Here is a 12948-nt window from a genome sequence, read left to right as displayed (position 1 = left end):
CAGGCGGCCGGCGTCGCCATGCGCTCTCACCGCCTGCGCCGGCGCACCTGCCGGCTCGGCATCGTGCTGCTGCTGGCCGTGCTGGCACTGGCGCGGCCGGTGCGCGGCGCCGGCGCCGACGGTCCCGACCTGGTGCTCGAAGTGCGGCTTGGCGACTACCTGGTATCGGACGCGCTGGGCGCCTACCAGCATGGCGACGACGTCTACCTGCCGCTGGGCGAACTGGCGCGCCTGCTCACCATCGCCATCCGCAGCGAGGCGGCCGAAGGCCTGGCCAGCGGCTACATCCTGGATGAACAGCGCGGCTTCCGGCTCGACCTGGCGCAGCGCCTCGTGATCGAAGGCGAGCGGCGCGCCACGTTCGACCCGGCGCACGTGAAACGCCAGGCCGACGACCTGTACGTCGCCAGCCGCCTGCTGGCGCAATGGCTGCCGGTCGATCTCGACGTCGACATGGCCAGCCTGGTGCTGTGCGTGCGCGCGCGCGAAAAGCTGCCGCTGCAAGCGCGCCTGGAACGCCAGTCGCGCGGCGGCACGGCGCAGCACCAGGATGGCGGCCCGGCCCCCGTCTACGCCCGCCTCGACACCCCCTACGCGCTGGCCGCCCTGCCCTTCATCGACCAGACCGTGGCGCTCGACGCGCACCGCGGCGGGACCACGCTCGACTACACCGCCTACCTCACCGCCGACCTGGCGGGCATGGAGGCCGCGCTCTACCTGCACGCCGGCCGGGCCGGCGGCGGCGCCAGCGCGCGCCTGACCCTGGCGCGCAACGACCCGGACGCCGGCCTGCTCGGTCCCCTGCGCGCGCGTACGCTGCAAATCGGCAGCGTGCTCGCGCCCGGCGTGGGCGACATCGCCCTGGCCAGCGGCAACGGCAGCGGCGTGGCCATCTCCAACCGCGCGCTCGGCCAGCCGGCGCGCACCGACCGCCACACCCTGCAAGGCGACCTGGCGCCCGGCTGGGATGTGGAACTGTACTTCAACGACGCCCTGATCGGCTTCCAGCAAGCGCGCCCGGACGGGCGCTACCGCTTCGACGACCAGCCGCTGATCTACGGCGCCAACGAATTTCGCCTGGTATTCCACGGCCCGCTGGGACAATTGCGCATCGAGCGCCACAGCTTCCTGATCGACCAGGCGGTGCTGGCCCCGGGCGACGTCGCCTACAGCGCCAGCATCCAGGCCGGCCAGCATGGCGCCGCCCGCGCACTGGCCCAGGCCGAAGTCGGCCTGGCGCCCCAGCTCAGTGCCAGCGGCGGCGTGGTGCGCCTGGCGCTCGGCAAGCAGGACAAGCGCTACGCCAACCTCGGCCTGCACGGCTACTGGCGCGCGCTGCTGGTCGACGCCGCCGTCGCGCACGCCGACGACGGCGGCAAGCTGGCCCGCATCGGCCTCAAGACCCGGGTCGGCGGCGTGGCGGTGAGCGCCAGCCATGCGCGCCTGGACGGCTTTGCCAGCGAACTGTTCCTGCCCGGGCCCGACCCGCTGCGCAGCCGCGCCGAACTGCGCCTCGACGGCATGCTGCCTGGCGCCGGTCCCATGCCCATGCCGCTCTCGGTGCAGCTGCGGCGCGAGCAGCTCGCCTCCGGCGCCACCCGCAACGAAGCCGGCGCGCGCCTGTCCGCCTTCCGCCAGGGCAGCGCGCTCAGCGCCGGCGCCCTGTGGCGCGCGGTCGACGGCGTGCGCCATGCCGACGCCAGCCTGCAAGCGAGCCGGCGCGTGGCCGGGATCGGCGTCAGCGGGCATCTGCAAATTGCCATCGTGCCCGACGCCGGCGTCTCCGCGCTGGCGCTGGCGGCCGACAAATTCGTCGGCGACGGCTACCTCCTCAACGCCGCCGTCACCCGCACCTTTGCCGACCAGCAGCTGCGCTGGAGCGCCTCGCTCAACAAGGGCGTGGGCAGCGTCGGGCTCGGCGTGAGCGCGTTCTACACCAGCCGCGGCGACTATGGCGGCGGGGTGCAGCTGTTCATGGCGCTCGGCCAGGAACCGAGGAGCGGGCGCTGGCTGCGCGACGCCGTGCCGATGGCGGCGGCCGGCGCGGCCTCGGTGCGCATCTTCCTCGACAAGAACCGCAACGGCGTCATGGATGGCGACGACGAACCGATCAAAGGGGCCGGCTTCGCCGTCAACGGCGGCACCCACCTGGCGCGCAGCGACGCCGACGGCGTGCTCTACCTCAACCGCCTGCCGGCGCACCAGCAGGTCGACATCGCGGTCGACCCGGCCACCCTGGAAGACCCGCAATGGCAGGCGCGCGCACCGGGGCGGCGGCTGCTGCCGCGCCCGGGCAAGGTCAGCCGGCTGGACATCGCGATCGGCATCACTGGCGAAATCGACGGCACCACCTACCTGGCCGGTGCGGCCGGCCAGCGCGGCATGGGCGACTTCGAGCTCGAACTGCTGGACCGGAGCGGCACCATCGTGGGCAAGACCACCAGCACCGCCGACGGCTACTACGTGCTGGGCGGCGTGGCGCCGGGCGACTACCTGCTGCGCCTGGCCCCGGCGCAACTGGCCCGGCTCGGCCTGCAAGACAGCGGCATGCACCTCATCACCATCGACGCCGCCGGCAGCGTCGTCAACGGCAAAGACTTCCACGTCACCAAATAATGCTCAACCGGGGTCAGAGCTCTGACTCGAAACATTTCCTCCCCCCCAAAACCGGGGTCTGACCTCTGTTTAGCAATATTTAACAGTTAACGCGTACATCGGTGCCAATGCGGTCCATTTTTGGCGCCGGACGAGTGCCGTGCCGCTGCCGGCAGAGCGAAGGAGCGATTGCGCGCGAACCAGCTTCGGTCGAGCCAGCCTCGCCGGATTTAACAATGTTTCGAGTCAGAGCTCTGACCCCGGTTAGGAAATAATCAGGTCGCGGCGGCTTGGGACTGGTCGGCGATCCACTGGTCGATGATCTTGCCAAGCACGTCCAGCGGCACCGAGCCGTTTTTCAGGATGACGTCGTGGAAAGCCGGCAAGGTGAAGCGCTCGCCCAGCGCCAGCCGCGCCTTGTCGCGCAGTTCGAGGATGCGCAGCATGCCCAGCATGTAGGCGCAGGCCTGGCCCGGCCACACCACGTAACGCTCCACCTCGGCCGCGCCAATGCCGTAGTCGATCGCTTGCTGGCGCGTCCAGCCCTTGCTGTGCAAGCCCGTGTCGACCACCAGCCGGCGCGCGCGGAACAGTTCGGATCCGAGCGCACCGAGCAATCCCGCCAGGTCGCCGTCGTACCAGCCCTGCTCCACCGCCAGCCGCTCGGTGTACAGCGCCCAGCCTTCGGAGTGGGCACTGCCGCCGCCAAAAATGCGCTGCGTGCGCCATGCCGGCAAGCCGCTCAGTTCCTGCTGGATGGCCAGCTGGAAGTGGTGCCCCGGCACCGCTTCGTGATATGCCAGGCTGCGCATGCGGATCATGTCGAACGACGGCCCGCGCAGCGGCACCCAGAAGATGCCGCGCAGGCTGCCGTCCGGCGCCGGCACGCTGTAGTGCGCCGAGGCGCTGCCCTCGGTCAGCGCCGGCTCGCGCCGCACCTCGACCGGCGCGCGCGGCTTGAGATTGAACAGCTTGGCACTGCGCTGCTCGGCGTCGCGCACCATGGCCGCGTAACTGCTCAGGATCGCCGCGCGCGGATCGGGTCCGGCCGCGGGCTGAAACGTCTTGTCGAGCGCTTTCATGCGCACGTCGATGCTGCCGTCCGTGAATCCCAATTGGCGCAGGTGGCGATCCATCTCGCCTTCGATGCGCGCCACTTCGCGCAGCCCGATCGCGTGGATCTGGGCCGCGTTCAAGGTACTGCCGGTGAAGCTGGCCAGCGCCTGGCTGTAGGCGGCGGCGCCGTCGGGCAGACGCGCGATGCCGGCGTCGTCGCCGGTCTTCGGGTGCAGTTCGGCCAGCAGCGCCCGGGTCCTGGCGTAGGCCGGCAGGATGCTCTTGCCGACGATGGCAGCCGCTTTGTCGATGGCGGCCGCGCGCGCCGGCGGCGTCAGGTCGGCCAGGGCGGCACTGCGCTCGGCCAGCGAGAGCACCAGCACGTTCTGGTCGGCGGCCGGCTTGAGGAAGGCGTCGACCTGCCCCAGCGCGCGTTCGAGGATGAAGCGCGGCGGCAGCAGGCCGCGCGCGGCGGCGGCGCGGGCGCGCGCGTTGGCCTGGTCCATGCGTTCGCCAATCTGCGCCAGGCGCGCCAGGTAGCTGTCGACATCGGCCGCGCGCCGCATCGGGTGCGCCGCGCTCATGAAGCTGACCAGCGCGATATGGGTGCCACCGAATTGCGAGAAGACGAAAGCGTGGTCCTCGAAACGCTCGCCCGCCAGGTGGTTGGCCAGCGACCAGCGCATAGTCTCGGCCGAGACGCGCCGGGCGCTGTCCAGCGCCCCCGCCAGGAAGCGGTCCAGCCGCGCCACGCCCGCCCTGGCCAGCGCCGTGTACCTGGCGCGCTGGGCCGACAGCCGCACCCAGTCGGCGGCGAAGCGGTCGGCCCATTGGTCGAAGGCGGCGTCGCGCTGCTGCACCCCGGCTACAAAGGCGGCAGCGGCAGCGAGTGCCGGCACGGCGGCGCCGCCAAAGGACAAGGCCAGCAGGGCGGCGATCAGACGGGGCGCGATGGCGCGCCGGAACGGGGTAGGCATGCGGGAAACTCCGGAATAGCGGTTGGTGGGGCGGCTTGCGGACGGCCGCGACAGAATTTATCATGGATTCCGCTTGGAAACCACCAGCCCGGCACGCAACGGCGCCCGTCAATACAGGAGAATCGCCTTTTTCAAACGATCCCGGCCGGCCCGGGCGGGCGACAAAAAACGACAATTGCTTACCTTTCGGGACTGGCTTGGCGGCCCCGACTGGGGTAGCATGGCGGGCCACGATGCCCGAGCATGTCGCCGCCGGCCCGAGCCGGTACAATGCCGCCATCCCCCAGTCATTCTTCAAAGGTCATTGCATGTACATCAAGAATATCGCCCTGGCGGCCGCCGCCCTGTTGCTGACCGCCAGCGCGCAAGCCGAGATCGCCGTTACCGCCGAAGTCGGCACCACCGGCGTCGGCGCCCACCTGATTTTCCCAATGGAAAAGACCCTGAACGCCCGTTTCGGCGCCAGCTATTTCCAGCGCAAGTACAACGATACTGCCAGCACCGTCAGCTACACGATGAAGGCCAAGCTGCAAAACATCGACGTGCTGTTCGACTGGCACCTGATCGATAACAGCCCGTTCCGCCTGACCGCCGGCGTGGTGTACAACGGTAACAAGGTCAGCATGGTGGCGCGCCAGGATTCGAACGGCAACTACAACATCAATGGCAAGAACTACGCGGCCAGCCAGGTCGGCATTCTCAACGGCGGCATCGAGTACAACAAGGGCGCGCCTTACCTCGGCGTGGGCTGGGGCAATGCCTTGAGCACCGACAAGAAGTGGCAATTCAGCGCCGACGTGGGCGCACTGTGGCAGGGCCATCCGAACGGGCGCCTGGTGCAGTCGGGCTGTACCGCCACCAGCGCCGCCTGCACCCAGCTGGCGCGCGACGTGGCCGTCGAGCGCGTCAAGATGGAAGCCGATGTCCAGGCCTACAAGGTATATCCGGTGCTGCGCGCCGGCGTAAGCTACCGCTTCTGACAGCGCGTCGCGTATGCGCGTCGCGTATGCGCGTCGCGTATGCGCGGCGCGTCAGCGCGCCGCAACAGCGCGCCGCCCGGGCGTGGTTTTGGGTAGCATCGGACTTTTATGAGGGATGCGCCATGAAACCACGCTTTCACCCGCTCGCGGCCCTCGCCGCCTGCTGCCTGCTCGTGTTCTCCGTGGCCGCCTGCGGCGACAAGCACGAACCGACCAAGCCGACCGTAGCGCACACCGTGAGCGTCACGCGCTAGGCCTTTTGCACCCCGGCGATCGCCGGACAGGGTAAACTACGCCCTTGTTCTTTTGCCGCAAGGTCGCTTCCCCATGTCTTTTGATTCCCTCGGTCTGATCGATCCCCTCGTGCGCACGCTGGACGCGCTCGGCTACAGCACTCCCACCCCGGTGCAGGCGCAAGCCATTCCCGCCGTGCTGGCCGGACGCGACATGATGGCCGCCGCCCAGACCGGCACCGGCAAGACCGCCGGCTTCGCCCTGCCCCTGCTGCAACGCTTGACGCTGCAGGGCCAGGTCGGCGCCAACGCGGTGCGCGTGCTGGTGCTGGTACCGACCCGCGAGCTGGCCGAGCAGGTGCACGAAAGTTTCCGTGCCTATGGCGCCGGCTTGCCGCTGCGTACCCACGTCGCCTATGGGGGCGTGAGCATCAATCCGCAAATGATGAAGCTGCGCAAGGGTCTCGACGTGCTGGTGGCCACGCCCGGCCGCCTGCTCGACCTGTACCGCCAGAACGCGCTCAAGTTCGAGCAGCTCGAAACGCTGGTGCTCGATGAAGCCGACCGCATGCTGGACCTGGGCTTTTCGCGCGAGCTCGACGCCGTGTTCGCGGCGTTGCCGAAAAAACGCCAGACCTTGCTGTTTTCGGCCACGTTTTCGGACGAGATCCGCGCCCTGGCCGGCAAGCTGCTGATCGACCCTTTGAGCATCGAGGTCAGCCCACGCAACAGCACCGTCAAGCGCATCCGCCAGTGGGTGGTGCCGGTCGACAAGAAACGCAAGCCAGAACTGTTTTTGTATCTGCTCAAAAAACACCGCTGGGGCCAGGTGCTGGTGTTCGTCAAGACGCGCAAGGGCGTGGACCAGCTGGTCGAGACCCTGCAGGCGCAGGGCATCGCGGCCGATTCGATCCATGGCGACAAGCCGCAACCAGCCCGCCTGCGCGCGCTGGACCGCTTCAAGGCGGGCGAGGCGAAGATCCTGGTGGCGACCGACGTGGCCGCGCGCGGACTGGACATCGACGACTTGCCGCAGGTGGTCAATTTCGACTTGCCGATCGTGGCCGAGGACTATATCCACCGCACCGGCCGCACCGGCCGCGCGGGCGCCTCGGGCGAAGCGGTGTCGCTGGTATGCGCGGACGAGGTGGACTTGCTCGCCGCCATAGAAATCCTGACCAAACAGACCCTGGAGCGCATCGAGGAACCTGGCTTCGCGCCCGAGCACCGGGTTCCGCTGACCAATACCGCCGGCGAAGTGCTGAAAAAACCCAAGAAACCCAAGAAAGCCAAGGTCACGGGCGACGTCTCGAGCGTCGACGTGCGTTTCCGCCCGCGTTAAGTGCCGATCCGGACACGCTTGAGCCACATCAAAACTTGGTAGTAAGTCATTGATATCCTGAACGATCCGCCGCGTCTGGCGCCTCGTTCAGGAATCCCATGCAAGCACAGCGCACGGGGCGGCCATCCATGGCGGCCTGAACGAAGCGGAAGCGGCGCGCAGCTTGGCCACCGACGGTCCCAACGCGCTGCCGGCCGTCATCTACCTGCCCGCGCTGCCCGCCATGTTTCATTTTGCGCCATTGAGTGGCCCGGAATTGCTGGCAGCGGCCGGCGCCGGACTATCCCTCACGGTACGGCCCGCGCTGTTGCAACTTGCACAACGCCGGCGCTGATAATACGGCGCGATTGCGTGCAATCTGCCCTCTGTATCGGGGAAAAGGCGGCAACTGCGCCGGTATTAGCCTGCGCGACACGGTTCCACTGCGGTATCATACGGCTCAAGCCACAAACCGTCAGACCCTATGCCTCAGCCTCTTCCATTCGTTCCCGCAGCCTTGCTGAACGTCGCCGCGCTCAAGGCCAGCTGCGCGGGGTGCAGCATGCACCAGCTGTGCCTGCCGATGGGACTCGACGAGGACGATATCACCCGTCTCGACAGCATCATCGGCAAACGCCGCCGCATCTTGCGCGACGAACGCCTGTACCAGATGGACGAACCGTTCCGCAACCTGTACGCGATCCGCTTCGGCCACTTCAAGACGTACCAGGTCAATGCCGGCGGCGAACAGCAGATCACGGGATTCCAGATGGCCGGCGAACTGCTGGGCATGGACGCCATCAGCGGCGACCGCCACCATTGCGACGCGGTTGCGCTGGAAGACAGCGAAGTGTGCGAGATTCCCTTCACGCGCCTGGAAGAATTGTTCGGCCAGGTGCCGACCCTGCTGCGCCACTTCCACCGCATCATGAGCCAGGAAATCACGCGCGAGCAAAATGTCATGCTATTGCTGGGAAATATGCGGGCCGAGCAGCGCTTCGCCGTGTTCCTGGTCAACCTGTCGGCACGCTACGCGGCGCGCGGCTATTCGGCCACCAGTTTCCAGCTGCGCATGTCGCGCGAGGATATCGGCAACTACCTCGGCCTGACCATCGAGAGCATCAGCCGCCTGCTGTCGCGCTTCAAGAAACAGGGCTGGATCGGCGTCGACAAGCGCGAAATGACCCTGCTCGATCCGGCCATGCTCAAGGCGCTGGCGGCCGGAACCGAGCAGTGCAGCCCGATGGCCTGAGACGCAACAAGCGCGCGGGAATAAAGCTTCCAAGAGGCTACAGTGAGATGTTTAAGGTAATTATTAGGCATAGACGCCGGCCTGGATTTAAGGCTGCCGGTTCGGCGCGCGTCTGAGGTAGCGCAAAGGTAGGGGATAGACGCTCGCTACAATGCGCCATGCCCGCCCTTCACGACCTCGGATACCGTTCGCTGTTCGCCCACCCGGAACTGGTGCGCGAACTGATCACCGACTTTACTTCCGCCAAGCTGTTCGACGAGATCCCGCTGTCGGCCTTCGAGCGGGTCAATCCGGCGTATGTGAGCGACCGTTTGTCGGCACGCCAGGACGATCTCGTCTGGCGCGTACGGCTGGGCGACGAATTTCTGTACGTGTATATTCTCCTGGAATGCCAGTCCGGCGTGGACCGCTGGATGGCCTTGCGCATGCAAACCTATATCGGCTTGCTGTACCAGGACCTGGTCAAGGGCCACGAATTGTCTCCTGGCCTGCTGTTGCCGCCGGTGCTGCCGCTGGTGTTCTACAACGGTGTGCCGCACTGGAGCGCCAGCTTGGACTTGACCGGACTCCTCATGCAAGCTCCCGCCGAGCTGGCTGCGCTCCAGCCATCCCAGCGCTACGTGCTGATCGACCAGCAGCGCCTGGACAGGACAGCGCTGGAAGCGAACGCCAGCCTGCTGGCGCTGCTGTTTGGGTGTGAACTTTCAGCCGGCCCCGATGTCTCAAAAAACGTCCTGCCTGCGCTGATGACGTGGTTCAGAGGCACGCCCGAGGCCAATCTGCGGCGCTCGGTCCAGGTATGGGTAAACGGTTTGCTGGCACGCGCAACCGGCAAACCGGAATGGTTCACCTTGGATAGTGTGGAGGAGAATGCTGATATGGACAGTAAGCTTTCAACCTGGGCCGAACAGTTCGAGGAACTCGGCTTTCAAAAAGGATTCGCGCTGGCGGAAAAAGCCAAGGAAGATGGCAAGGCGGAAGGGCAAGTCATTGCACTTCGCGCGGTGCTGGGCAGCCTGTTGCGCAGCCGCTTCGGCGAATTGCCGGCGCCGGCAACGCAGCGCATCGCTCAGGCCACTCAGGCTGAGCTTGAACAGTGGTTCGAGCGCAGCCTCAATGCGCCCAGCCTGCAGGCGGTGTTTGACGCTGGGGCGACCTCCACTTAGCCCGGCCAGGTTGTGCGCCGTGCCAAGGCGCACGGCATATCCTGGCTAGAACGGCGGATGCGGATCGTCCGGCACCACCAGCAGATAGTAGGTCAGCATGCTGGCCAGCGCGCAAAAGGTCCAGAAAAAGAAAAAGCCGATGGTGTACACCGCCATCGGCGTCAGTGCCAGCTCGCCCACGTGCAGCGCTTCGCGCGGGTCGAACAGCGCAAAGAAGCAGCCTTCGGCCAGCATCGCCGCCAGGAAGGCGGGCCACAATACTTTCATCGCAAGTCGCATCTACCCTCCCCCCTGTCAGCGCGCAACGGCCGGGGCGTCGGCGTCGATCGCCAGCGCCTGCTGGCGCGGCCAGTGCCAGGCCGCAGCCAGGCGCCAGTCACGCTTGCCGCCTTCGACCACCACCTGCCAGCGTGCCCGCTCCAGCAGCGGCAGCGCCACCGAAAAGTGGCCCGCCGCATCCGGAATCACGTCCAGCTTGCGGTCTTTCTGCGGCTGGGTGGCGTGCGCCAGGTGGATGCTGAACGGCGCCGCCAGGGCTTGCCCGCCGCTGCTCAAGGTCCCCGCCAGCTTTTCCGTGGCCGGATCGTAGGCCGCGCTGAACGACAGGCGCATGGCGCTGGCCACGCGGTCGCGCCGCAAGTCCTGGTTGATGGCCTTGCCCTGCTTGTAGTAGTCGTCCACCACCATCGCATCCTGGCCGCGCCAGGCGACGAAGCCGAGATTGACGCCGGCCACCACCACCAGCGCGGGGCCGAGCATCAGGAGCCATGGCCAGCGGTGCTTGTACCACGGGCCGATGGAGGGAGTCAGGGGTGAGGCGGTTTGCATGCGGGTCTCCTTGTTTGCTTTATTTTGGCACGATGAACACGGCTTTTTCACGCACGCTGAGCGACGCGTCGTCCACCGCCGTCAGTTCGAACTCGATGTGGTTCGAGCCGGGCGCCGCCGCGCTGCGCTGGACCTGCACCCGCACCGGCACCGCGCGCGTGCTGGCGCCATCGAGCACCGCTTGGTCGGGTGTCGCCAGCCGCACCGAATCGATGCCCGACACCTTGATGCGGAAAGTATGCCCGGTCTCGGCGGTATTCATGATCTGCAGGCGGTACACGTTTTCGATCATGCCGTCGCCCACTTCGCGCCCCATCGAGCCGCGGTCGCGGATCACATCGAGCTTGAGCGGGGTGCGCAGCGCCAGCGCGGTGCCGAAACCGGCCACGATCAGCACCAGCAGCCCGGTATAGATCAGCACCCGGGTGCGCAGGATACGCTGGCCGATGCGCCTGGCCGACCATTTTTTATCCATCGCGTTATCGGTCGAGTAGCGAATCAGCCCGCGCGCCAGGTCGATCTTGTCCATCACGCCGTTGCAGGCATCCACGCAGGCGGCGCAGCCGATGCATTCGTACTGCAAGCCCTTGCGGATGTCGATCCCGGTCGGGCACACCTGCACGCACATATTACAGTCGATGCAATCGCCCTTGGCCTTGGATTCCTCCGCCGTGGCCTTGGGATTGAGCGCGCCGCGCGGCTCGCCGCGTTCCTGGTCGTAGGTGACGATCAGGGTGTCCTTGTCGAACATGGCGCTCTGGAAGCGCGCATACGGGCACATATATTTGCACACCTGCTCGCGCAGCCAGCCGGCGTTGCCGTAGGTGGCGAAGGCATAAAAGCCGATCCAGAACCATTCCCACGGTCCCAGCGCGAAGGCGCCGATATTGGCCATCAGCGAGCGCACCGGAGCAAAATAGGCCACGAAGCTAAAGCCGGTAAACAGCGCCACCACGCCCCAGGCAAGGTGCTTGGCGCTCTTCCTGGCCAGCTTGTCGGCAGTCCAGGGCTGGCGGTCGAGGCGGATGCGGGCGCTGCGCGCGCCTTCGATCTTGCGTTCGATCCACATGAAAATCTCGGTGTAGACCGTCTGCGGACAGGCGAAGCCGCACCACACCCGTCCCGCGATGGCGGTGACGAGAAACAGCAGGTAGGCGGCGATGATCAGCAGCGCCGCCAGGTAGATGAAGTCCTGCGGCCACAGCACCATGCCGAAGATGTAGAACTTGCGCGCCCCGAGGTCGAACAGGACCGCCTGGCGGCCGTTCCAGTTCAGCCACGGCAAGCCGTAGAACACGATCTGGGTGATCCACACGCACGCCCAGCGCAAGCTGGCATAGCGCCCCTTTGCTTCGCGCGGGTAGATTTCCTCGCGCGCGGCATACATCCGGATCACAACCGGCTTGCTGGCGGCCTCGCTCATTTTTGCGCCACCCCCGGCGCCACTGCCAGGTTCGCTGGCGCCGGATCGTTGGACAGGCTCCATACATAGGCGGCCAGCACGTGCACCTTGGCTTCGCCCAGGAACTCGTGGAACGACGGCATAGTGTTGGTACGGCCCTTGCGGATCGTTTCCATGATCGTCTCGGCGCTGCCGCCGTACAGCCAGACCTTGTCGGACAGGTTGGGCGCGCCCAGTGCCTGGTTGCCGACGCCGCCGGCGCCGTGGCAGGCGATGCAGGCGCCGAACTTGGACTTGCCGAAGGAGACCTTGATCGGATCGGCGGTCAGCCCGGACAGGCTCTTGACGTAGTGCGCCACGTTTTCGATATCGGCTTCCGAGCCGACCGCCGCGCCCATCGGCGGCATCATGCCGGTACGGCCCTTCATGATGGTTTCCTTGATTACCGATGGCGCGCCGCCATGCAGCCAATCCTTGTCGGTCAGGTCGGGATAGCCCTTGTTGCCGCGCGCGTCGGAGCCGTGGCACTGCGCGCAGTAGGTCAGGAACATGCGCTCGCCGATCGCGTGCGCCTGCGGGTCGGCCGCCACCGCCTTCAGGTCCTCGCTGGCGTACTTGGCGAACAGGGGACCGTAGTCGGCATCGGCCTTGGCCAGTTCCTGCTGATATTCGCCGCTCGACTTCCAGCCCAACTTGCCGGCGTAGCTGCCCAGCCCCGGGTACAGCACCAGGTAGACCAGCGCGAACACGATGGTGATGTAGAACAGCCACATCCACCAGCGCGGCAGCGGGGTATTGAGTTCGGTCAGGTTTTCGTCCCACACGTGGCCGGTGGTGCCGTCGCTGCCCGGTTCGACCTTGTGGGTCGACTGGGACCACAGCAGCACGCCGCAGCCGAGAATCGCCAGCACCGTGATGACGATGATGTACAGGTCCCAGAAACCGCTGGTGAAATCAGCCATGACCGCTCTCCCGCGCGTGCTCGGCAACGTCGTCCGCGAACGGCAGCGCCGCCTGCGTCTCGAAGTCCTTGCCGCCCTTGAGGACGAAGGTCCACAGCAAGATGCCGAGGAAGGTGGTGAAGCTGATGACGGTCATGATGCTGCTCGCGCTGTCAAAAATATGTTCGATTGCCATG

General features: G+C 66.7%; 13 protein-coding genes. 7 read left to right on the top strand and 6 right to left on the bottom strand.

Going from position 1 to position 12948, the window contains the following annotated elements:
* Nucleotides 1–18 precede the first annotated feature (18 nt).
* Nucleotides 19–2616, top strand: a complete 2598-nt coding sequence (locus F2P44_RS16940) for a hypothetical protein (RefSeq protein WP_167088224.1) — start codon at nt 19–21, stop codon at nt 2614–2616.
* Nucleotides 2617–2870: 254 nt separating this feature from the next.
* Here the strand turns inward: F2P44_RS16940 and F2P44_RS16935 are convergent, their stop codons facing one another.
* Nucleotides 2871–4628, bottom strand: coding sequence for a DUF885 domain-containing protein (locus tag F2P44_RS16935; RefSeq protein WP_167088223.1), 1758 nt, complete (start codon nt 4626–4628; stop codon nt 2871–2873).
* Between the two features lie 308 nt (nt 4629–4936).
* On the opposite strand from F2P44_RS16935, the gene F2P44_RS16930 reads away from it, so the two are divergent.
* From F2P44_RS16930 to F2P44_RS16910, 6 genes are all read left to right on the top strand, one after another.
* On the top strand, nt 4937–5608 hold the full coding sequence (locus F2P44_RS16930) for a hypothetical protein (RefSeq protein ID WP_167088222.1): 672 nt from the start codon (nt 4937–4939) through the stop codon (nt 5606–5608).
* Between the two features lie 122 nt (nt 5609–5730).
* Complete coding sequence (locus tag F2P44_RS36140; protein ID WP_267877611.1) at nt 5731–5862, top strand: hypothetical protein; 132 nt, start codon at nt 5731–5733, stop codon at nt 5860–5862.
* A 73-nt stretch (nt 5863–5935) separates the two neighbouring features.
* Nucleotides 5936–7183 (top strand): RNA helicase RhlE1, encoded by a 1248-nt coding sequence (rhlE1, locus tag F2P44_RS16925; RefSeq protein ID WP_167088221.1) that lies wholly within the window; start codon nt 5936–5938, stop codon nt 7181–7183.
* A 163-nt stretch (nt 7184–7346) separates the two neighbouring features.
* Entirely contained in the window at nt 7347–7517 is a 171-nt protein-coding gene (locus F2P44_RS16920) for a hypothetical protein (protein WP_167088220.1), read from the top strand.
* 129 nt (nt 7518–7646) lie between these two features.
* Nucleotides 7647–8414: a fumarate/nitrate reduction transcriptional regulator Fnr gene (gene fnr, locus F2P44_RS16915; RefSeq protein WP_167088219.1), complete on the top strand. Its 768-nt coding sequence runs from the start codon at nt 7647–7649 to the stop codon at nt 8412–8414.
* A gap of 158 nt (nt 8415–8572) precedes the next feature.
* A complete protein-coding gene (locus tag F2P44_RS16910; RefSeq protein WP_167088218.1) occupies nt 8573–9580 on the top strand; it encodes an Rpn family recombination-promoting nuclease/putative transposase in 1008 nt (335 codons plus the stop codon).
* 45 nt (nt 9581–9625) lie between these two features.
* Here the strand turns inward: F2P44_RS16910 and F2P44_RS16905 are convergent, their stop codons facing one another.
* Genes F2P44_RS16905 through F2P44_RS16885 form a run of 5 tightly spaced genes read right to left on the bottom strand, consistent with a single transcriptional unit; the run spans nt 9626 to nt 12947 of the window.
* Entirely contained in the window at nt 9626–9847 is a 222-nt protein-coding gene (locus tag F2P44_RS16905) for a hypothetical protein (RefSeq protein WP_229423590.1), read from the bottom strand.
* Between the two features lie 27 nt (nt 9848–9874).
* Nucleotides 9875–10408, bottom strand: coding sequence for a FixH family protein (locus F2P44_RS16900; protein ID WP_167088216.1), 534 nt, complete (start codon nt 10406–10408; stop codon nt 9875–9877).
* 19 nt (nt 10409–10427) lie between these two features.
* Nucleotides 10428–11831 carry a cytochrome c oxidase accessory protein CcoG gene (ccoG, locus tag F2P44_RS16895; RefSeq protein ID WP_167088215.1) on the bottom strand — a complete coding sequence of 468 codons (1404 nt, stop codon included), beginning with the start codon at nt 11829–11831 and terminating at the stop codon, nt 10428–10430.
* Nucleotides 11828–12772: a cytochrome-c oxidase, cbb3-type subunit III gene (gene ccoP, locus F2P44_RS16890; protein ID WP_167088214.1), complete on the bottom strand. Its 945-nt coding sequence runs from the start codon at nt 12770–12772 to the stop codon at nt 11828–11830. Before ccoP ends, ccoG begins: the two co-directional genes overlap by 4 nt.
* Nucleotides 12765–12947, bottom strand: a complete 183-nt coding sequence (locus tag F2P44_RS16885) for a cbb3-type cytochrome oxidase subunit 3 (RefSeq protein WP_167088213.1) — start codon at nt 12945–12947, stop codon at nt 12765–12767. Before F2P44_RS16885 ends, ccoP begins: the two co-directional genes overlap by 8 nt.
* Nucleotide 12948 lies beyond the last annotated feature (1 nt).

Source organism: Massilia frigida (genome assembly GCF_011682175.1).
Classification (GTDB): Bacteria; Pseudomonadota; Gammaproteobacteria; order Burkholderiales; family Burkholderiaceae_D; genus Telluria_A; species Telluria_A frigida.
Note: the sequence above shows the minus strand (reverse complement) of the source record. Positions and strands in the feature narration are given on the sequence as shown.

What these genes read in the sequence shown, in the direction of transcription:
- F2P44_RS16940 (WP_167088224.1), top strand. Translation starts at nt 19, where the DNA reads ATGCGCTCTCACCGCCTGCGCCGGCGCACCTGCCGGCTCGGCATCGTG.
- F2P44_RS16935 (WP_167088223.1), bottom strand. Translation starts at nt 4,628, where the DNA reads ATGCCTACCCCGTTCCGGCGCGCCATCGCGCCCCGTCTGATCGCCGCC.
- F2P44_RS16930 (WP_167088222.1), top strand. Translation starts at nt 4,937, where the DNA reads ATGTACATCAAGAATATCGCCCTGGCGGCCGCCGCCCTGTTGCTGACC.
- F2P44_RS36140 (WP_267877611.1), top strand. Translation starts at nt 5,731, where the DNA reads ATGAAACCACGCTTTCACCCGCTCGCGGCCCTCGCCGCCTGCTGCCTG.
- rhlE1 (WP_167088221.1), top strand. Translation starts at nt 5,936, where the DNA reads ATGTCTTTTGATTCCCTCGGTCTGATCGATCCCCTCGTGCGCACGCTG.
- fnr (WP_167088219.1), top strand. Translation starts at nt 7,647, where the DNA reads ATGCCTCAGCCTCTTCCATTCGTTCCCGCAGCCTTGCTGAACGTCGCC.
- F2P44_RS16910 (WP_167088218.1), top strand. Translation starts at nt 8,573, where the DNA reads ATGCCCGCCCTTCACGACCTCGGATACCGTTCGCTGTTCGCCCACCCG.
- F2P44_RS16905 (WP_229423590.1), bottom strand. Translation starts at nt 9,847, where the DNA reads ATGAAAGTATTGTGGCCCGCCTTCCTGGCGGCGATGCTGGCCGAAGGC.
- F2P44_RS16900 (WP_167088216.1), bottom strand. Translation starts at nt 10,408, where the DNA reads ATGCAAACCGCCTCACCCCTGACTCCCTCCATCGGCCCGTGGTACAAG.
- ccoG (WP_167088215.1), bottom strand. Translation starts at nt 11,831, where the DNA reads ATGAGCGAGGCCGCCAGCAAGCCGGTTGTGATCCGGATGTATGCCGCG.
- ccoP (WP_167088214.1), bottom strand. Translation starts at nt 12,772, where the DNA reads ATGGCTGATTTCACCAGCGGTTTCTGGGACCTGTACATCATCGTCATC.
- F2P44_RS16885 (WP_167088213.1), bottom strand. Translation starts at nt 12,947, where the DNA reads ATGGCAATCGAACATATTTTTGACAGCGCGAGCAGCATCATGACCGTC.